Source organism: Arenibacter sp. F26102, from assembly GCF_023015865.1.
Classification (GTDB): Bacteria; Bacteroidota; Bacteroidia; order Flavobacteriales; family Flavobacteriaceae; genus Arenibacter.
On sequence record NZ_JALKBC010000012.1, the window covers coordinates 142,982 to 163,107 of the forward strand.

Sequence of the window (20,126 nt, forward strand, 5' to 3'; positions counted from 1 at the left end):
TTTTAAACAATTACTTCTTTGATTATTTTTAACAGGTTTATCAGGAATTTACATCTTTGGCTTGGTCTTACGTGTGGCCTTATCGCGTCGATCTCAGGATTAACAGGTTCGCTATATATTTGGCAACCTGAAATAACATCGATGCTCAATCCCGAGCTATTGACAATCGGGCAAAATAACCCTTTACACGATACTAGTCTGTACACAACGGCCTCCAATTTAATGGAACAACACGGGGATAGTATTGCCAAAATAAACTTGCCGTATCGGCAGCAACAGACTATTTCCCTGATATACAAAAATGGTGAGACGCTTTATTACCACCCCTTTACTGCCGACTTTCTAGGTGAAAAATCGGCTTCCATTGAATTTTTTGAGGATTTATTGAATTTTCACCGCACTTTGGGGATTCCGAAAATTGGAAAATATATCACTGGAACCAGTACAATATTATTTTTCCTCTTACTTTTGAGTTCGGGAACCTATCTGTGGTGGAAAACCTATAGCACTAATTTTATCAAGGGATTCCAAATTAAATGGACAGCTAAGAAAAAGAAATTGAATTATGACCTTCATAAGGTTTTGGGAGTGAGCTTTTTTATCCCTCTTATGGTTATAGCTTTTACCGGCGCTTATTTTACATATAGTACTTACTACAGAACGGTACTTAGTATATTCGATGATACCGAAATAACCAAGTTAAACCTAGAAGAGCAGACCATTGGTAGCGCCAAACCCTATCAAGATTACCTACGTACTCCAGACAAGGACTACGACCTTCGTGCTGTCATCCTTCCCAAAAACAAACAGGAAGGATATCATTTTAGATATATCGAGGATAGGTTCCTAATGGCAGGGCTAAGAAAAACCAAGGAATTGAAAATTGATCCAACAGGAACTATTACTAGCCTGACGGATTTTCAAACAGATTCCAATGGTAATCGGATCGCTGCGCAATTCTATCCCGTTCATATAGGGGAAATAGGAGGGTTGTTCGGAAGAATCCTGGTTTTTATTTCAGGTCTAATTCCAATAATCCTGTATATAACTGGCCTAAGGTTGTATTTATTAAAAAAGAAAAAAAGATTGATCTAATTTAAGCCATATTCTCTTAATCATCAACTTAGTATCTTGAGCAACAAAATCCCGATTTATCTTAAGGTTCGATTTAATTACAACACGTTTGGAGAAGCCATTTATACACGCACAAACACTACTTATTGTATAAACTATTTTACCTAATAAAACTACAGAAATAATTAGTTCGAAGTATCCACAGGATTGAATTTATCGATGGCTGGTTACAGGGATGGTGGCAGTTATGGTTCAATAAACAATAGAACCTATTTGTGTGTAAACACTGATGCAGGGGGATATCTTTAGAAGAAGAATTGAAGCTGCAAGCCCATCTTGCTTCAGGTTTACTAATTCATTGGGAACTTTTGCAATTGGCGTACGTTTGGTAAAGAACCAATAACAGAACATTATACTGGATAATTTTATTAAGTTTAATCCAAAAAGGCATTGCTGTAATACAGAATCAGATTCTTTGTTAAATCTATGCATCCTATTGATGTGTGGATAGAGATTATTGACCCTTTTTCCTGCAAGTTCCTGATAATACCTCGTTTACAAGTAAATGGAAGCCATAAAAAAACGGATTGGCAGTAACCAATCCGTTGATTTTTAAAAACTTAAGTTTTGTAGCGAGAGGGGGGCACGATCCCCCGACCTCCGGGTTATGAATTTGAAAAAAATCCTAATCAACCCCTTAATATGTACTTAATTTTATAAAAACGTTTACGAAATCGTTTACTGTATTAATATTAAATTTTAACCAAAATACACTGTTATTTTTGGCTATACAAATTCTATTAAATATTCAGCAATAGTGAATGTATTAATTTGGTTTAGAAACCTCTATTCTGTAGGAAATTAGTTTACTGAATAGTAAGAAATAAATTATGCAAAGGGCTTTTTAGGCTAAGCTTTTAAATTATTTATTTATGTAAATTTCGTATTAATTAATGAGTTTACATTCAATAAGTTAACGTCGTATTTACATTGTTACTTTCACTTGGTTATATGGATTATATCACCCTTAAATTAGATTGATAAATTTCTTTGTGTTTGAAATGTTTAATACTTTTTTTATACATTTAACTAAATTAGTAATGAATATTTGAATTATTTTTAATGGAATTGCCAAAAAATTTCCAAAATAACAACTTGCTTTGTGGCCACCTCAAAAACGGTAATCAAAAGGCGTTCAAATCTCTATTTGAGCAATATTGGGAGGCCATGTTCTTAAAGGCAAATTCAATTCTTCGTGATAGGGAGGTAGCACAGGATATTGTGCAGGAGATATGGATAAAATTATGGAACCAAAGGGAAAAATTAGAGATTTCAAATTTTGAGTCTTATATTTTTCGCTCTGTCAGTTATGGTTGTTTTAAATATTTAAGGGACAATAAATTTACTACTTCTCAGCTTCAAATTATTGATTCTTTGTCGGTGTCTAATCCTGACGTTGATAATCAACATAATTTAGAGGCAACTCAAAAGGTTATAGACAAGTCATTAGAAGAATTGTCTCCTAGGTGCCAAGAAATTTTCACATTAAGCCGTCTGGAAGATATGCCAAATGAGGAAATTGCCGGGAAATTGGGTATTTCAAGAAGGTCCGTGGAGAATCAAGTTTCCCTTGCTCTAAAAGTAATAAGAAGGCATTTAGCCTAACTTCACTTTATTTCTTTTCTCTATTCCTTATTTTTAAGTTAGTACATAAAATTACTTACAATTTGCCTTATTGTTAGATTTTAAAGTTTTATTTCCATTAACTAAATGTTAAATATATGTTAAATTAGGTTTTTAGATGTGAGTCAAAGGTACTTTATGGTTCTTCATAATATAGGATTATAACTATGCAAGAACAAGATTTTAGAAAGCTGTTGGACAAGTACCTTGAGGGGTCAATTTCTGAAAATGAAAAAAAACTTCTGAAAAAATTTGAAGAAGAGCTGATTTCTGAAGACAAAAGTCTGCACTTTAAAAGTGAGACAGATAAGAAAAGGTTTAAAAATGTTTTGTGGAAGGGTATAATGCTTAACACCATACGAGGTAAGCGTTTACACTTAAATTGGCGGGTTGTCTCTTCTGTTGCGGCCATACTGGTTGGTCTTCTGATGGTTGGGTACTTTTACTTTCAAAACAGCAGCCAATTGCTTAATGACGCAATTCCAAACAATGTCATTACTTTAGAATCGGAAGATGGCAGTATAAAAATTATTGAAGAAAATGGTTCTGTTACCTTAACAAATAGCGATGGTAGTGTCCTAGGTAAACAAGCAGGGAATGAACTGGTTTATTCCAATTCTGAGGAGGTAGAAAAATTGGTGTATAATACCTTGTCAGTGCCTTTTGGCAAAACTTTTGAACTGCGTTTGTCTGATGGAACCAAAGCACACTTAAATGCGGGGTCGTCGCTAAAATATCCTGTTAAATTTTTAAAAGACCAAAAAAGAAATGTTTTCATTATTGGAGAGGCCTTTTTAGAGGTAGCTAAGGATTCCCTACGTCCGTTTATTGTTAATACTGGTAAAATGAGTGTAAGGGTTTTGGGTACAAAATTCAATGTTTCGGCTTATCCCGAAGATGAGACTTCTGAGGTAGTATTGGTGGAAGGCGCAGTTAGTCTACACCAGGCTCATGATAAATATGACCCACAGAATGCTGTCTTATTAGAGCCAGGCTTTAAGGGTAGCTTTAACAAGAAGAATAGCCTTATCACAAAAGATTCGGTAATTACAAGCCTGTATACATCTTGGATGAATGGAGAACTGATATTTCGCAATATGTCCTTTAATAATATTGTTAAAAAACTGGAAAGACACTATAATGTTTCTATCGTGAATCAAAACAAGGAATTGGCGACTAAGAAATTCAATGCCAACTTTGGAAACCAATCTATAGAGGAAGTTCTGCAGGAACTTAAAGTTAATTATGGAATTGATTTTAGGATAGGGAACACAGGAGACATAACTATTGAATAACAAACCTAAATTAACCAAACAGAAATTAGCCAATGAATAGAAACTACTAAAAATCAAGTATCACTTTGACTGAAAAACAAAAAATCGGAAAATGCTCGAACACTTCCCGATTTGGTAAAAGTGATTAATGTAAAAAAAATAACCACCTAAAACACTTCAAAAGTATGAAAAAACTTCTTAATACAACTAGAAGGCGCAAGCATGTATTTAAATTTGACCTTAAAATGAAATTGAGTATACTATTTTTATTGGTCACTTTTTTCTCCCTAAAGGCCAGTGACAGCTATTCACAGCGCACTAAAATTACATTAAAACTTAACCATGTTTCTGTAGGACAGCTTATAGATGAGATTGAGGGTACAACTGAATTTCAATTTGTTTATAAGATTGAGGATGTTGATTTAGATCGTACTATTTCTATCAGAGCGAATAATTACAAGATAGATAAAATATTAAACCAAATCTTTGGAAATACAACAACAACTTTTAATTTAAACGACCGACGAATTTATTTAGTGCGCCGTAAGGAGACTACTATTACCAGGCCATTAAAAGTAGACACTGACGTCCCAATTGTGCAAAATGAAATTCGAGGTACTATTTCGGATAAAGATGGCGCTCCTTTGTCAGGTGCAAATATTGTTGAAAAAGGGACAATCAACGGGGTGACTGCGGATTTTGATGGGAATTTTTCTATTTCAGTGACCGACGATAAGGCCATTTTAGTCGTTTCCTATATCGGTTTTGCTAACAAAGAAATACCAATTAACGGACAGTCTAATATTTCCGTAGTATTACAAGAAAGTGCAGCAGGCTTAGATGAGGTTGTAGTTGTTGGTTATGGTACTGTTAAAAAGAGAGACCTCACTTCTTCTGTTGCAAAGGTGAGTGGAGAAGCCTTAGAAAATAGGGTGGTATCAAGGTTGGATGAGGCATTGCAAGGAAAATTAGCTGGTGTAACTGTGCAGCAGACTAGTGGTGTTCCTGGTGCTGCACCTGTAGTAAGGGTTCGAGGCACTGCCTCAATTACCGAAGGAAACCAACCGCTTTGGGTCATCGATGGAATGCCAATAGAAGATGCTTCTATTATTGCTAATGTAAATATGAGCGACGCAGAAAGTATCGAAGTACTCAAAGATGCTGCTGCTGCTGCTATATATGGCTCAAGGGGTTCAAATGGGGTGATTATTGTTACCACAAAAAGTGGTAAATCAGGTAAACCTAGTATTTCGTACAATACCAGTTTTGGCTTTCAGAAAGCAGAAAAAACAATTGATTTTCTAACTGGTCCAGAACAAGGAGAGATTTTGGCGGAATATAGAGCATGGCAGTGGGCGAACAGTGGGGGTGATCCGAATACTCCCAATGATGACAGACCTAACCTCCAAAGAATTGACCCTAACTGGTTAACAGGTAATGTCGGTGATTACGACGTTCAAGATCTTATTTATAGAACAGCTCCCACCCAAAATCATAACCTTTCACTTACAGGGGGTACCGAAAAAACAAAATATTTCATGTCCCTTGATTATTTAAATCAAGAAGGCATTACAATTGGCACTTCTTTTGAAAGGTTCTCTATAAGAACAAATTTAGAAACTAAAGTAAATGACCTTATCGATGTTGGTCTAAAAGTTGCAGCCAGTAGTTCAACTCAGATGAATGCCAGTACAGAAGGAAAAGATGGACAGGTGAACAATGCACTTTTAAATGCATCATTTATGGATGGAGGTGATTATTACTTTTTAGATGACGGATTCACATTTAGAAATGATTATGATTATTACTACGGATTAAGAAATGCAGGTAATCGTCTTTATGCATTAGATAATTTAGAGCAAAAATACATAAGACCTCAAGCTTTGGTCAATGCTCATATCAATCTTAACCTAGCTGATGGATTAAATTTCAAAACAGCCGCTTATTATAGATACAATGCGGAGAAGTTTTCTGAAAGAAAGGATATTATATTAGGTGGCGGAAACCCCTCTGCCAATATATCAAATTTCTATTCTAGTAATTGGACTATAGAATCTACTCTTAATTATGCAAAGCAATTTAATAAACACTCTATTACCGGATTGTTAGGATATAGCTCACAAAAGGAAAACTCTGAATCTTCGAGTATTTCTGGTCGTGGTTTTCCTAATGATTTATCCTTGACCTTGAACAACGCAACCGAAATTCCCAGTTGGGGCGAGTCAATTAACGAATGGTCATTAGTTTCAATGTTTGCTAGGGCGACCTATGGCTTTGATTCGCGTTATTTATTGTCGGCCAGTATTCGTAGAGATGGTAGTTCAAGATTCGGTGCTAACAATAAATGGGGTATGTTTCCTGCTGTTTCAGGAGCATGGAATATAAGTGAAGAGGCTTTTATGGATAATGTAGATCATATAAGCAACTTGAAACTTAGAGCCAGTTACGGAAAGACAGGGAACAATAGAATTGGTAATTACAGACACTATGCGACTTTGTCAACTGCCAATGTTACACTAGGGTCTGATGAATCAATTGTTAGCGGTTTAGTACCTGGTAGTTTTGCTAATAACGACCTTACATGGGAAAGGACAGCTACTACAAATTTAGGGCTTGATATTTCTTTTCTAAAGAATAGAATTAATTTGTCTGTTGATGTATACGAGGCTCTTACTGAAGATTTATTACTCTCGGTACCCCTTCCGATAGTTTCCGGTTTTTCTTCAACCATTCAGAATATTGGAGAAGTGAGTAACAAAGGGATAGAAATAGAATTAATCTCAAATAATATAAACTCCGATAATTTTCAGTGGAATACGCAATTCAACTATTCCTACAATAAGAATGAAGTATTAAAAATGGGACCCAATGATGCTCCCATCCTTGATGGTGAATGGTATTCTAGGGTAAGTCAAACAGCTGTCGGAGAGGCCATCGGCAGTTTTTACTTGTGGGAAACTGATGGTGTTTTTCAAAATCAAGCAGAAGTAGACGAAGGGCCTATTTTTAGAGATGAAGGAGTAGGCGATGTGCGTTTTGTGGATCAAGATGGCGATGGCGATGTAGATGCAGATGACCGTACGGTACTTGGACAACCTATGCCTAAATATAATTTTGGGATTACAAACACTTTTAAATACAAAGATTTTGACCTTAGTGTATTTCTAAACGGAGCAGGGGGGCATAAAATATACAATATACAAAGCAGGGGTTTCAGCACTGCACCAATATCACGTTTTAATATGTTTGGTTTTTGGGCTGACCGTTGGAGGTCAGAAAGTGATCCTGGTGATGGTTCTACTCCTAAAATCACTTCAACTACCGGAACCAATGGAGCAACCCCACAACAAGATAGATGGTTGTATGACGCTTCATGGTGGAGAGTGAAAAATGTAACACTTGGGTATAATTTTCCGAAAAGCGTTTTGGAAAAAATCAATATGTCTAGACTGAGGTTTTATGTATCTGCCGATAATTTGTTTTTGAATACAGATTATATTGGTTCGAATCCTGAAGGTGTGTTTGGACCAGGGTCCGCAAGCAGGGGTACTAGCCAATCTGAAGGTTCTGCTAGTAGGAGTTGGGGCTATGATTATGGAAGTATACCATTACCAAAAACCTTTATGCTCGGTTTAAATATTACTTTTTAAAATTAGAAAAATCATGAAATATATATATATAATGTACAGGGCTACATATTTTTTGACACTTATTTTGTTGTTAAATGCTTGTAGTGAAGAATTTTTGGAACTTCCTCCTCAAACTAGTGGAACAGTTGATCAATTTTACACAAATCAGTCTGATTACGAAACTGCAATTGCAGGTGTTTATGCTGGATTCTCGAGTAATGTAATAGAGTCGATGAATTTGGAAGAATACAGAGCTGATAATCTTACAAATTTTGCTTATTACTATAATGAAATTTCGTCAAACCAATTCGAACTAAATACAACGATTCGATGGTGGAATTTGTTTTCGTCAATAGTATCCCCTGCTAACACAATATTAGCGGGTATAGACGAGGTTGAGATGGATGAAGATGTACGAAACAGGATAAAGGGTGAAGCCTATTTTTTGCGGGGTTACGCTTACTACACTATGAACCTTTGGTTCGGAGGGGTACCTATGGTAACAACAAACCTTTCTGTTGAGGAATCATATAAGTTAGGGAGGTCTACTGAATCTGAAATTTGGGATCTTGTTGAGTCTGATTTGTCACAAGCAGTATCACTATTACCGACATCGACAGATATTGGAAGAGCAGATAAATATGATGCAGAAACTTATTTGGCAAAAGCTTATATGCAGCGTCAAAAATGGTCAGAGGCTGAAATAGCTTTGGAAGATGTATGGAGTAATAGCGGGGCATCGTTGGAAACAAACTGGACAGATATGTGGACTTTAGAAGCAGAAAAGACATCAAATGAGTATATGCTTTCTGTCGTTTTAAGTCCTGCTCAACCCAATAATAATTGGGCAGCGCAGTATTTGTTTATTGAGGATAATACAATTACTCAGGGTAATTTTAATTATAAACCAGGCTATTACGAATCTTTTGAAGCAGGAGATTTGAGAAGGGATGAAACCCTAGGTTTTTCTCCAAATCAATTGCGTGAGGAAAACAGGAAGTATGACTTTGGATTAGATTTAACCGATTTGCGATATATTGGTGATATTGTAGTCATCAGATTCGCTGATGTACAATTATTATATGCCGAAGCTATTTCAATGGCTGCGAACGCTCCACAACAGCGGTCATTAGATTTAATAAATGATACTAGAAATAGAGCGGGACTCACAGACTTGACTTTGACAGACGTTCCTTCACTGAATGCCTTTGTTGAAGTATTGTTAGCGGAACGCAGATCAGAACTGGCCTTTGAAGGTCATCGTTATTCTGACCTTAAAAGGCATAATCTACTTGTTGAGAAAGTAAACGCAATAGGATCTGAATATAACTTTGATGATACGTATAATTATGTGCCAATACCTCAAGCAGAAATAGATAAGGTAGGGTCAGATGTATTATTGCAAAACCCTGGATATTAAGTTTTTTTAGTTAGTTGAATCTGAGGAGACCTGTAAAACGATAAGTTTTACAGGGATTCTCCTTGGTTTCATTTCTTGGTGTTGAACCTAATGCCATTGAATATCTACACACAAACACACACAGTTTAGTGGCTGATGACTGTATCATAGTATAACCTTAATGGTTTTACTTGAGATAAAATTAAGTACGCTTGTGTGCTTCAAACTCGCAATTACTTATAAATAATATAATGAATAAAAATATATTAAGTCTAGTATCGAATGGGACAATAGCTATTTTAGTCTTAGCCTTATTGGGTTTTGGAATATTTGTTGGAAAAAACATCTATGATAATCAAAATGATGTTTTTAAACATGAAAAAATTCTCAAAATCAAGAGAGTGGCAATCGCCGATGCAACTCCCGAAAATAAAAGAAATGACCAAGCGTCTATTATTCGATTGGACGATGGGCGATTGTTGGTTGCTTATGGGCATTTTGGTGGTGGTTCGATGGATCATGATACGAGCTCGATATATTTTAAAACATCGGAAGATGATGGTGATACATGGAGCCACAAAAAAGAACTTATCTCTAATCTTAATCTAGGCACACATCTTCCTTCTTTGTACAAAAAAGAAAACGGAAATGTTTTGGTGGTTTTTTTCGTTAGAGAATCCAATGATTCATATACCTCTACTATCAGACAAATGGAATTTTCACCCGATCTAACTTCAATAATCAAAGAAAATCGCATTTTGGTTCCTGGCAGCTATTCGCCCACTGGCTCTGACAGGCTATTTTATGATGAGGTGAACAATAGATTATTAATGCCATACCCCGAAAAGTTAAAGGGCCCAGGATGGAGTATGGGTACTTTATATCAAACTAAAATTCTAGTAAGTGATGATTTTGGAGATACTTGGCAAGACAGTGGTATCATTGTGAATGGGTTTAAAGATGACAGAGGCTTTGGAGGTGCTGTGGAAGCAGGAATCTATAAAAATAAGGACCGACTAACTGTATTTTCTAGAAATATTACGGGTAGGGTTGGAGCCTGCGATATTGTATGGAACGGTAAAGGGTATACGAAAGACAATGAGTACAGAATGAAATTGAAAGCTAAAAATACCCAATCTTCGATCAAATATGTGGAACTATTAAGGGGGTGGGTCGCAACTCACTCTAGATTGGTTGATACAGATACTCCAGGGACATATAATAGATATCAACTAGATGTATCTTTTTCAAGCAATGGTGTGGATTGGAATAAAATCTTTACAGTAGATGATGTAGAGCAAGTAGGAGGCTCAACTGTAAATAATGTGAACATTTATATTGAAGACGACCAAGTATTTATCACATATTCCTTTAATGATGAATCTGCAGATAATGAACATAATAATACTTCTAGCCTAAAGCTATTAAAACTGCCTTTAACGGTTTTTTAAAAGGCGGAAAATACAAGTTTTTTTTATGAATAATAAACTGGGTGTTTCTATCAATAATAAGAAACGCTATGATTCTCCATTTTTTTATAGTGGAATTAATCTAGTTGTGAATAAATTAAAATTCAATATATAAAAATTATAGAAATAGAATATTATGAAAAATTTAATCTGTTTGATACTATATGCTGCCTTTATTATTTCAGGCACACATTTGGAAGCCAATACAATTCCTAAAAATTTGACCTCAAAAACAATAATGGCAACTTATTATGGGTCTCCTAATGGTAACGGTTCCGCTTGTACATTAGCTAATCCATGTTCCCTAGAAGGAGTTCGAAACAAAGTCCGAACTGTTAATAAAAATATGAGCGGAAATATTATCATAAAATTACTTCCGGGCACATATGTAAGGAACACAATGTTTAAGTTGAATACCGAAGATTCTGGCACTAATGGCTTCTACATTATATATGAAGCCAGCGATAAATTAAATCGACCTGTTATCAGCGGCGGTCAACAAGTTTCAGGGTGGACACTACATGATTCAGAAAAGAATATTTATAAAGCATCCGTTGGAAACAAAGTATTTCGACAGCTTTATGTTAATGGAAACAGAGCTACTAGATCCAGAACTCCAAGTACAACCGAAAACATTCATTATGGTCCATATTTCGAAGGAAATTTATCTGTAAGTACCGCAAATAAAACAATTCAGATACCCGCTTCTGAAATTGAAAATTGGGATAGGTTAAATCAAGTTGAACTAGTAATGATACCACATTGGTATCACCTTAGATTACGTATTGATTCATTTTCTAAAAGCGAAGGTATCGCTACTATAATACCTAGTGAGCCAGAAAGAAATAGTGCTCTTTTAAAAAAGGATGAGTTTTACAATAAGAATGGCGATACCTATTACTATTTTGAAAATGCCCTTGAGTTTTTAGATAGTGAAGGAGAATGGTACCTAAATACAGATAACGCAACAGTATATTATAAGCCAGGGGTAAACGAGAATATGACCTCTGATACTATTGTGGTGCCTAGCAATGTTGAATCTTTAATGAGTATTTATGGTACACCTAATAATCCTGCTCATCATATCCAGATAAAGAATATCGAATTTGAATATACTAACTGGATGCAGCCAAGTAAAAAGGGCACTTCAATGACGCAGGGAAATCAGATTAGTGTAGACCTTCGAAATGATGAGGGAGAGGTAGTCCCTTCTCCAGGTTTTGGTGTAAAATATGCAAACAACCTTCGATTTGAAGGTAATGTGTTTAGCAAACTGGGCGGTGTAGGTATAGAATTTTACCAAGGAACAAATAACATCGAAATCATTGGGAATGTTCTTTATGATATTTCGAGTAACGGTATCGTATTAGATATTACAACAGGTAAAAACCCTATAATACATAATCAATTAACAGAAGTGGTAGTGGCCAATAACTTTATAACCAGAGTTGGTCGTGACTACTCTAATGGGCAGGGCATACTTGCGGGATTTGTGAAAGATATTATCATCGAACACAATGAAATTTCTGATTTTGGTTATTCAGGAATGCAGATAGGGCAGCAATCTGGCGGTAATGTTGATGTAGGAATGGCAAATAATATAATTCGAAATAACGAGATACATCATATCGGCCAGCAACATGATGATGGCGCGGGTATTTATACACTTTCCCGACAGCCAAGAACACGTATTTATGAGAATTGGGTTTATAAAATTCAAAAGGGTCCTTGGGCGAGTACATATAATCTATCTGCAATTTATCAAGATAATTACAGTGAGTTAATCACAGTAGAAAGCAATGTTCTTGAGATGAATGATAATGATATATATGAGCAAACTCGAATTGGGGCAAAAAATAATTCATATTTAAATAATGATAGTAAAGATCAAGCGGTTATTGATAAAGCTGGTTTACAACCAGCTTATACTTTTATTAAGAACGTAGTGCCACCAAAAGTATCAGATTCATCAAATACAAATTCCATAAATAAACTAAAGAGATAGCACTTGATATTTAAGATGAGATTGGTGAAATAAACTAACAGTATTAGAAATAATAAATTAATTCATGAAAGACTTTTTCAGCGCTTTTCTAGCACTTTTCATTCCTATACTTCTCATAGGTCAAAACTCCTTGAAAGTAGATTATAAATATGCCCCCGATTGGTATGCAACGAGTATTTGTTTTCCTGATGACACACATAAAACTCTTGTTGGTCCATTGGGGCAATTACTGTACGATTACGGAAAAGGAGGGTTTTTTCGCGTTTCAAGTAAAACGGGGTTCAGCACGGTTATACAGATTTTGCCTGATGAACAAATGAAGTTTGAAAGTCAAAAATTGTTTTCAGCAAAAGTGCCGATAGTTGAAAACCATGGTAATTTTGACCAACTTGAAATTAAGCAAGAGTTTTTTGCCTACAGTTCGAAAAACTTAAATGAATATGGAAAAAAGGACAATTGGGAAGCTCGAAAAACAGCACCTCGAGAAGATATTATTCTTTCGCATATTACCAACAATTCATCCCAAACAAAATCTTTTGAGCCATTGGCTATTATCAATTCAAAACATTCGGTTTCGGTTGAAGGTAAAATTGCGACTATTACTGATAGCCTAAAAATAAAGAAGCGTCTCATCTTTAGTTCAGATGTAACAAACGTGCGTCAAAATCTAGGGGACGATAAAACTTTGATATTACTTGAGCCAGTTGTTTTAGCGCCTGGTGAAACAAAGGTTATCGCTGCTATTTATGACAATGGTATAAAATCTACCTTAACCAAAAAATTGGTCGATAACCCTGAAAGTACTATTGTAGAACTACTGAATGCTCGAACTCAAAGTATTTCGTATTGGGAGAACGAATCATCTGTTCCTTTCGGCCATATTACCATACCAGATCAGCAGATTCAAGATCTCATTACATCGTCTTTGCGAAATATTTGGCAGGCTCGGGAAATATTCGAAGGAAAATATAGCTTTCAAGTAGGGCCAACCGTATACCGTGGGCTTTGGATAGTTGACGGGGCCTTCATTCTTGAAGCGGCTACGATGGTGGACAAAGGTGCTGATGCTAGAGACGGTCTTGCTTACATGTTGTCTTTCCAGGAACCGAATGGAAAGTTTGGTAAAATGGAACCTAATTATTGGAAAGAGAACGGGATAGTGCTTTGGGCATGTGTTAGGCATGCCATGCTTACTCAGGACAAGGAATGGTTGAAATCCATCTGGCCCAAGTTGAGCAAGACCGTCGATTTTATAAAAGAAATGCGGCAAATGTCTTATGAAAATGACCTTGATCTGGATGACGGTTTAATACCTCCAGGACAAATAGACGGAGGATTATTAGGAGCCGACGATAAAGGTGAGTATACCAACACGTATTGGAACCTTATGGGCTTGAAGGCTATAATTGGAGCCGCAGATTGGATTGGAGAAAAAGCAGATGTCAAGGCATGGCAAAAGGAGTATGACGATTTTTATACCACATTTCTAAAGGCAGCGGAACGTGATATGGCGGTAGATACCTATGGAAACAAATACCTACCTGTAACTATGGATCCTAAATACCATTCATTGCCTCAAAGAGCCCAATGGGCTTTTTGCCAAGCTGTCTATCCCGGACAGTTATTTGATCAGGATGACCTTTTGGCTAAGGGAAATATGGACATGTTAAATACGACCCTGCAAGAAGGTATGGTTATGGGAACAGGATGGATTGTTGATGGCATTTGGAATTATTTTGCCAGTTTTTACGGTCATGCCAGTCTATGGATGGGTGATGCAGAAAGGGCAGTGCAATCTCTATATTCTTTTGCCAATCATGCATCACCGTTATTAACTTGGCGCGAGGAACATAATCCACGCGACCTACCTAGACACTTTGTGGGCGATATGCCACATAATTGGGCAAGTGCCGAATTTATTAGGCTAGCCGTTCACCTATTGGCAATAGATCGAGGTAACGAGCTACATCTTTTCGAAGGCCTACCTAAAGAATGGGTCAAAGCCGATATGGTAACTGCCCTAGATCAAATTTCCACACCGTTCGGAAAATTGACCTTTAGCCTCAAAGTAAATCAATCGGGAGATTCAGCCATATTAAAGATTGATAAACTTTCCGATTCTTCCTGCGATAAAATTGTGGTGCATTTAGGCAGTTGGACCACAGAGAATAAATCGGAGGTAATAGAATTTGATCCGTCAAAGTCACATGAGTTATATATTAAAATAAAATAGTTGCGAGCACTGAGTTTTTATTGGTTTCTGTTTTCTATTCAAAATTGTAAAACCTAATTAGTAATACATAATATAAAATGAAAAATAAACTCTTTAGTCAATTACCGAACTGGTTAATTGGCGTATTGCTATTAGGCTTATTAAGCATTGGAATTTTCATGGGTATAAAATCTAATGATAATCAACATATTAATATAAAGAATCAACAAACCATAAAGAGAGTCTCAATAGCCGATGCATCCATAGGTAATTCAAGGAATGACCAATCAACTATGATTCGTTTAAACGATGGCAGGTTATTAGTCGCATATTCACATTTTGGTAGTACGTCTAAGGATCATGACAAAAGCGCTATATATTTTCAAACATCGGCTGATGATGGTGATACTTGGAGCACTAAAGAAGAACTTATAGCTACCATTTCACTTGGAACTTATATTCCGTCTTTATATAAAAAGGAGAATGGAAATGTGTTACTTATCTTTTCGGTGAAAGAATCCATTGAACCAAATACAACTTCCATTAGGCAAATAGAATTCTCACCAGACCTTACTTCTACTGTAGTAAAAGAACATGTATTAGTTTCAGGGGGCTATTTTCCCACAGGTTCGGATAGACTCTTTTATGACAAAGTTCGTGAAAAATTATTGATGCCCTATCAGGTTTTAATAGAGGGGCCAGGTTGGAGTGTCGGTAGTAAGTACCATACGCAAGTTCTTGTAAGTGGTGATGATGGAGATAGTTGGGAAGATAGCGGTATTATTATTGAAGGATTTTTGGATGACAAAGGTCTGGGAGGTGCGATGGAACCTGGTATTTATAAAAACAAAGACAGGTTAACAGTGTATTCTAGAAATTTAATCGGTAAAGTTGGCGCTTGTGATATTGTATGGGATGGCAAGGGTTACTCTAAAGATAAAGAGTATAAAATGAGATTAGAGGCTAAAAACGCAATGTCTTCTATCAAATATATAAAACTTATAAGAGGTTGGATTGCAACGTATACTAGATTACGTGAAACAGATACTCCTATTTCATATAATAGAGCTCAAATTGATGTCTCTTTTTCTAGCAATGGTCTAGATTGGAAAAAGGTTTTTACTGTTGATGATATAGAGCAAGTAGGGGGAGATATGATAAACGAACCCAATATTTTTATAGAGGATAATCGAGTTTTTATTACTTACTCTATTACCGGAAATGTCGAAGGTACATACGATTTAAAATTATTACAATTACCGTTAACCGTATTTTAAACATGGAGAGTTTTTTTTGAATTAAAGGCAGGTGATTGAAATAAGAATGTCTCTAAAGTATGATTCTCTTTATGTAGCATTAGATTTTGAATACCAATTAATGGATGTTAAGGATGAATGGTATAAAGGGTTAAAGGCTTTGCATTTCAGTGGGTCATTATATGATTACTGCTAGAGATGTGATTTTGAAGCCTGTAGGTGAATTTAATAATAGAACAATAATGGTAGGAGGTAATCATGTCGAACACAGGTTGAATGGTGTCAAGGAAGTTGAGTTTGACTATAAATCTGTTCATTTGGATTCGCTATATCGGATTAGCAAGTATAAAGGCTATCCGGAATTTATTAAAAAAAGAAAAGATCATATTGTCATGCAAAAACACAATGATGATGCCTGGTTTCGAAATATAAAAATCAGAAAGTTAATTAGAATTTAAAGTCTTTTAAAACCAATTCAAACATGTTTCAAAACATAGATTGTAAGACAAGTAAACCTCAAAATGGATAACCTTTAAAATGAAAAACTTCAATATCAGTTCTAGGCAAGACCGCACCTATGATGCAATTGTAATCGGTTCCGGAATTAGCGGTGGTTGGGCGGCAAAAGAATTATGTGAGAAAGGTCTAAAGACTTTAGTTTTGGAACGTGGAAGAAATGTGGAGCATATAAAGGATTATCCAACAGCTAATACCCCTTCTTGGGAGTTTCCACATCGTGGTAATATTCCTTTTAAGACAAAGAAAGAAAATCCTATAGTTAGTCGTTGTTACGCCTTTTCCGAAGCAACCGAACATTTTTTTGTAAAGGATAAAGAACATCCATACCAGCAAGAAAAGCCTTTTGATTGGATACGAGGGTACCAAGTAGGTGGAAAATCACTAATGTGGGCAAGGCATACACAACGTTGGAGTGACCTTGATTTTGAGGCAAATGCTAAAGAAGGCATAGGAATAGATTGGCCCATTAGATATAAAGAATTAGCCTCTTGGTACAGCTATGTAGAAAAGTTCGTAGGTATTAGTGGTAATAGAGATGGGCTAACCCAATTACCAGATGGTGAATTTTTGCCTCCCATGGAAATGAATTGTCTAGAAAAATATGCTAAAGAGGCATTGTATAAGAATTACAATGATCGACATTTAATTATTGCCAGAACCGCCAACCTTTCTGTTAAGCACCTGGGAAGAGGGCCATGCCAATATCGTAGTCTTTGCAAAAGAGGATGTCCGTTCGGAGGCTATTTTAGTAGCAATTCGGCTACATTACCAGCCGCCCTTAGTACGGGGAATATGATCTTGCGACCATTCTCGGTAGCACATTCAATTATTTATGACGATGAAAAGGGAAGGGCTACTGGTGTTAGAGTTGTAGATACGAATTCTAAAGAAGTCATTGAATATTATGCCAAAATAATCTTTGTAAATGGATCAACTTTAAATTCTACTTTACTACTGATGAATTCAAAATCTTCACGTTTCCCTGAAGGACTTGGGAACGATAGTGGGGAATTAGGCCACAATCTTATGGATCACAATTACAATGCTAAGGTACTTGGTGAATATGATGGTTTCAAAGATAAGTACTACAAGGGGAGAAGGCCAACGTCTACCTACATACCAAGGTTTCGTAATTTTGGCACTGACGTTCAAAAGAACTTTAAGCGGGGCTATGCTTACGGTTGCGCTGGCTTCCGTTCAGGTGGTTCAGAAACAAGTAAATTAGAAATTGGGCTTCCTCTAAAAGAGGATTTAACCTCGTTAGGATCTTGGAAGATGGCTATGCATGGTATGGGGGAGTGTCTTCCATATCACGAAAATAAGGTGAACTTGAGTAAGGATAAAGTAGATGAATGGGGTGTACCGATTTTGAATATCGATGCGGAGTATAAGGCAAATGAAAGAGCCATGGAAAAGGATATGGTGCAAACGGCAATGGAAATGATGGATAGCGCTAATTTCAAAAATATCGTAAATCAAAAAGAAGAACGAAATTTTGGACTTAACATTCACGAAATGGGTACAGCCAGAATGGGAAAAGATAGTAAGACTTCAGTGCTTAATAAAAACAATCAGGTATGGGGTGCAGAAAACGTATTTGTTACAGATGGTTCTTGTATGACATCTAGTGCCTGCCAAAATCCATCTTTAACTTATATGGCGCTAACTGCCAGAGCTGTAGATTTTGTAGTTAAAGAATTAAATAAACGAAATATTTAAATAATGCAAAGAAAAGAGTTTCTAAGGGGAATAAGTGTTATCGGTGGAACTACATTAATTAGTCCTTTAGCCATTTTACAATCATGTAATTTTACACCTAAAATTAGAATACAGCTAACGCCTGCCGATATAGTGCTTTTAGATAGTATTGGTGAAACCATAATACCGACTACAACAGATAGCGAAGGGGCTAAAGCAGCAAAAATAGGAGAGTATATGGTGAGTATGGTAGATGATTGTTTTGAGCCTGAGATTAAAGAAATTTTTATAAATGGTCTGAATAGTTTGGACCAAATTTGTGCAAAAATCGATAATAAATCTTTTGTTGAATTTTCGAAAGAACAGCGTTTGGAACTTTTAAGAACGTTACAAGATGAAGCTATAGCTTACAACTTAGCTCAAGCAAGTAAAGTAAGGCCTTTGCCTCATTATTTTGATTTATTAAAAGAGTTGACAATTAACGGCTATTTTTCTTCTGAAATTGGTATGACCCAAGCAAGGGAATATTTGCCCCTACCCGGAAGTTATGAATCCTGTATAGACATTAAACAAGGGCAGAAAGTTTCGGCGATGTAGTTGGATGAATTTACTTTTTAATTAGATAGTATCCCATTAACTTTGGTTTCATTAAATTCAAGTATTAATTTTATATTATCTCCTACTTTGTCTGCAATTCTTTTCATTCCTAAATCATTCAGATGAGTTCCGTCAACTGTTCCTTCGTGATCGTAACCAATTAAACCATTACTTGATAAATAGAACAAATTATTAATACCGGCTTCTTTGGCTTTATCATAGGCGTTTTTTAATTCCTTATTTTGAGATTGAATATATTCTAAGCCACCAAATATTGTGTCATTCGTTTTTTGAAAATAGGAATATTCTCTTATGATGCTTTCTATTAACGTGAGTTCGACTTAAGAAAAGGCATTCACGTATTGCAGAAAAAGTAGGTAATAGGTATATTTAGGCGCTATCAGTATCAGTGTAACTACTTGATTTTAAGGTGTATAATTTGTATTTTGGATAGAACAAACCCCCGAATATGAGTCTTCAGCTCTAAAAACGGGATATTATCTAAATATGTATTACCAATATACGCAGATTTGACAATTTCCAGCATAGATTTTCTTTCACATCGCAAACACAGAGTTCGATCTTTTTCTGGATCGTTTTTTACAGGGTGACCTAGGTAAGATAAATTCTGCCATACCAAGGGATAGCTTGGTGGACACCTTTGGTATGGTCGATCATAAAAAAGGGCCCGTTTCGATTTTCGGCCCTCAGGGCAAATTGGCATTGATGTTCCATAAACATTATGCTGTCTGCTCTGACAAACGTTTGATAGAGCAGCTCAACGGCAATATCGATTATCAATTCTTTTGTGGCATCCATTTGGACTTGCAATAAAAAAGTGGACAATGAGATAAGAGTCATGCAGCTACGTTATGATTATACAATTCTGTTTCAATTTCCTCTATTGTTTTATATCCCTAATAAGAGTATATTCTTTTTCGGTTATACCAGGTTTCTATCTATTGGAAGACTGATAATTCCGCTTCTGATCTAAGTCGATATCTTTGGTTGTACACCCATTCCTCTTTTAGGCTTTTAAAGAAAGATTCGGCTACTGCGGTATCCCAACAATTACCTTTTCTGCACATGCTTTGTTTTCCCAATCCAATATAGCTTTTAAACCTGAGTTCGATCTAAGCTTTTAATAAAATAATGTCAATTGTGAGGTGTTTTCTGTTTCAAATTTGATTCCCGGTTTTTTTCTTGAAAGGAGTAGGCGATAAGGCTGGCCACCAAGTTGGTAATGAAGTTTCCAAAGCTTCGGTGGCGCGAATGTTCTGCCTGGCAGATATTCTTGAGCTGGTCGTTTAT

13 protein-coding genes and 2 pseudogenes are annotated in these 20,126 nt (G+C 36.0%); 12 read left to right on the forward strand and 3 right to left on the reverse strand.

The window, feature by feature from the left end; genetic code table 11:
• Nucleotides 1–18: 18 nt before the first annotated feature.
• From MWU78_RS16570 to MWU78_RS16625, 12 genes are all read left to right on the forward strand, one after another.
• Nucleotides 19–1,095, forward strand: coding sequence for a PepSY-associated TM helix domain-containing protein (locus MWU78_RS16570; protein ID WP_246999766.1), 1,077 nt, complete (start codon nucleotides 19–21; stop codon nucleotides 1,093–1,095).
• Between the two features lie 1,101 nt (nucleotides 1,096–2,196).
• Nucleotides 2,197–2,739, forward strand: a complete 543-nt coding sequence (locus tag MWU78_RS16575) for an RNA polymerase sigma-70 factor (protein WP_281503861.1) — start codon at nucleotides 2,197–2,199, stop codon at nucleotides 2,737–2,739.
• A 185-nt stretch (nucleotides 2,740–2,924) separates the two neighbouring features.
• The gene (locus MWU78_RS16580; protein WP_246999771.1) at nucleotides 2,925–4,052 is read left to right on the forward strand and encodes a FecR domain-containing protein; all 1,128 of its coding nucleotides are present in this window, start codon (nucleotides 2,925–2,927) and stop codon (nucleotides 4,050–4,052) included.
• A gap of 164 nt (nucleotides 4,053–4,216) precedes the next feature.
• Nucleotides 4,217–7,681 (forward strand): TonB-dependent receptor, encoded by a 3,465-nt coding sequence (locus MWU78_RS16585; protein ID WP_246999773.1) that lies wholly within the window; start codon nucleotides 4,217–4,219, stop codon nucleotides 7,679–7,681.
• Nucleotides 7,682–7,694: 13 nt separating this feature from the next.
• A complete protein-coding gene (locus MWU78_RS16590) occupies nucleotides 7,695–9,080 on the forward strand; it encodes a RagB/SusD family nutrient uptake outer membrane protein (protein WP_246999775.1) in 1,386 nt (461 codons plus the stop codon).
• A gap of 230 nt (nucleotides 9,081–9,310) precedes the next feature.
• Nucleotides 9,311–10,510, forward strand: a complete 1,200-nt coding sequence (locus MWU78_RS16595; RefSeq protein WP_246999778.1) for a sialidase family protein — start codon at nucleotides 9,311–9,313, stop codon at nucleotides 10,508–10,510.
• Nucleotides 10,511–10,664: 154 nt separating this feature from the next.
• Nucleotides 10,665–12,533 (forward strand): right-handed parallel beta-helix repeat-containing protein, encoded by a 1,869-nt coding sequence (locus tag MWU78_RS16600; protein ID WP_246999780.1) that lies wholly within the window; start codon nucleotides 10,665–10,667, stop codon nucleotides 12,531–12,533.
• A gap of 64 nt (nucleotides 12,534–12,597) precedes the next feature.
• Entirely contained in the window at nucleotides 12,598–14,766 is a 2,169-nt protein-coding gene (locus MWU78_RS16605) for a hypothetical protein (protein WP_246999782.1), read from the forward strand.
• A 77-nt stretch (nucleotides 14,767–14,843) separates the two neighbouring features.
• Nucleotides 14,844–16,022 (forward strand): exo-alpha-sialidase, encoded by a 1,179-nt coding sequence (locus MWU78_RS16610; protein ID WP_246999784.1) that lies wholly within the window; start codon nucleotides 14,844–14,846, stop codon nucleotides 16,020–16,022.
• A 161-nt stretch (nucleotides 16,023–16,183) separates the two neighbouring features.
• The gene (locus MWU78_RS16615; RefSeq protein ID WP_246999785.1) at nucleotides 16,184–16,459 is read left to right on the forward strand and encodes a family 16 glycoside hydrolase; all 276 of its coding nucleotides are present in this window, start codon (nucleotides 16,184–16,186) and stop codon (nucleotides 16,457–16,459) included.
• A gap of 79 nt (nucleotides 16,460–16,538) precedes the next feature.
• Nucleotides 16,539–18,239: a GMC family oxidoreductase gene (locus MWU78_RS16620; RefSeq protein WP_246999787.1), complete on the forward strand. Its 1,701-nt coding sequence runs from the start codon at nucleotides 16,539–16,541 to the stop codon at nucleotides 18,237–18,239.
• A gap of 3 nt (nucleotides 18,240–18,242) precedes the next feature.
• Nucleotides 18,243–18,815 (forward strand): gluconate 2-dehydrogenase subunit 3 family protein, encoded by a 573-nt coding sequence (locus MWU78_RS16625; protein ID WP_246999790.1) that lies wholly within the window; start codon nucleotides 18,243–18,245, stop codon nucleotides 18,813–18,815.
• 612 nt (nucleotides 18,816–19,427) lie between these two features.
• On the opposite strand, the gene MWU78_RS16630 is transcribed toward MWU78_RS16625, so the two are convergent.
• The 3 genes and pseudogenes from MWU78_RS16630 to MWU78_RS16640 all read right to left on the reverse strand — a co-directional run.
• On the reverse strand, nucleotides 19,428–19,676 hold the full coding sequence (locus tag MWU78_RS16630) for a hypothetical protein (protein ID WP_246999792.1): 249 nt from the start codon (nucleotides 19,674–19,676) through the stop codon (nucleotides 19,428–19,430).
• A 56-nt stretch (nucleotides 19,677–19,732) separates the two neighbouring features.
• Nucleotides 19,733–19,933 (reverse strand): annotated as a pseudogene (locus MWU78_RS16635) (IS3 family transposase); the annotation flags it as partial.
• Nucleotides 19,934–19,970: 37 nt separating this feature from the next.
• A pseudogene (locus tag MWU78_RS16640) lies at nucleotides 19,971–20,126 on the reverse strand (IS982 family transposase); the annotation flags it as partial.

Coding starts and splice junctions, on each gene's coding strand:
- MWU78_RS16580 (WP_246999771.1), top strand. CDS start 2,925: ATGCAAGAACAAGATTTTAGAAAGCTGTTGGACAAGTACCTTGAGGGG.
- MWU78_RS16605 (WP_246999782.1), top strand. CDS start 12,598: ATGAAAGACTTTTTCAGCGCTTTTCTAGCACTTTTCATTCCTATACTT.
- MWU78_RS16595 (WP_246999778.1), top strand. CDS start 9,311: ATGAATAAAAATATATTAAGTCTAGTATCGAATGGGACAATAGCTATT.
- MWU78_RS16615 (WP_246999785.1), top strand. CDS start 16,184: ATGATTACTGCTAGAGATGTGATTTTGAAGCCTGTAGGTGAATTTAAT.
- MWU78_RS16600 (WP_246999780.1), top strand. CDS start 10,665: ATGAAAAATTTAATCTGTTTGATACTATATGCTGCCTTTATTATTTCA.
- MWU78_RS16625 (WP_246999790.1), top strand. CDS start 18,243: ATGCAAAGAAAAGAGTTTCTAAGGGGAATAAGTGTTATCGGTGGAACT.
- MWU78_RS16585 (WP_246999773.1), top strand. CDS start 4,217: ATGAAAAAACTTCTTAATACAACTAGAAGGCGCAAGCATGTATTTAAA.
- MWU78_RS16590 (WP_246999775.1), top strand. CDS start 7,695: ATGAAATATATATATATAATGTACAGGGCTACATATTTTTTGACACTT.
- MWU78_RS16575 (WP_281503861.1), top strand. CDS start 2,197: ATGGAATTGCCAAAAAATTTCCAAAATAACAACTTGCTTTGTGGCCAC.
- MWU78_RS16610 (WP_246999784.1), top strand. CDS start 14,844: ATGAAAAATAAACTCTTTAGTCAATTACCGAACTGGTTAATTGGCGTA.
- MWU78_RS16630 (WP_246999792.1), bottom strand. CDS start 19,676: ATGACTCTTATCTCATTGTCCACTTTTTTATTGCAAGTCCAAATGGAT.
- MWU78_RS16620 (WP_246999787.1), top strand. CDS start 16,539: ATGAAAAACTTCAATATCAGTTCTAGGCAAGACCGCACCTATGATGCA.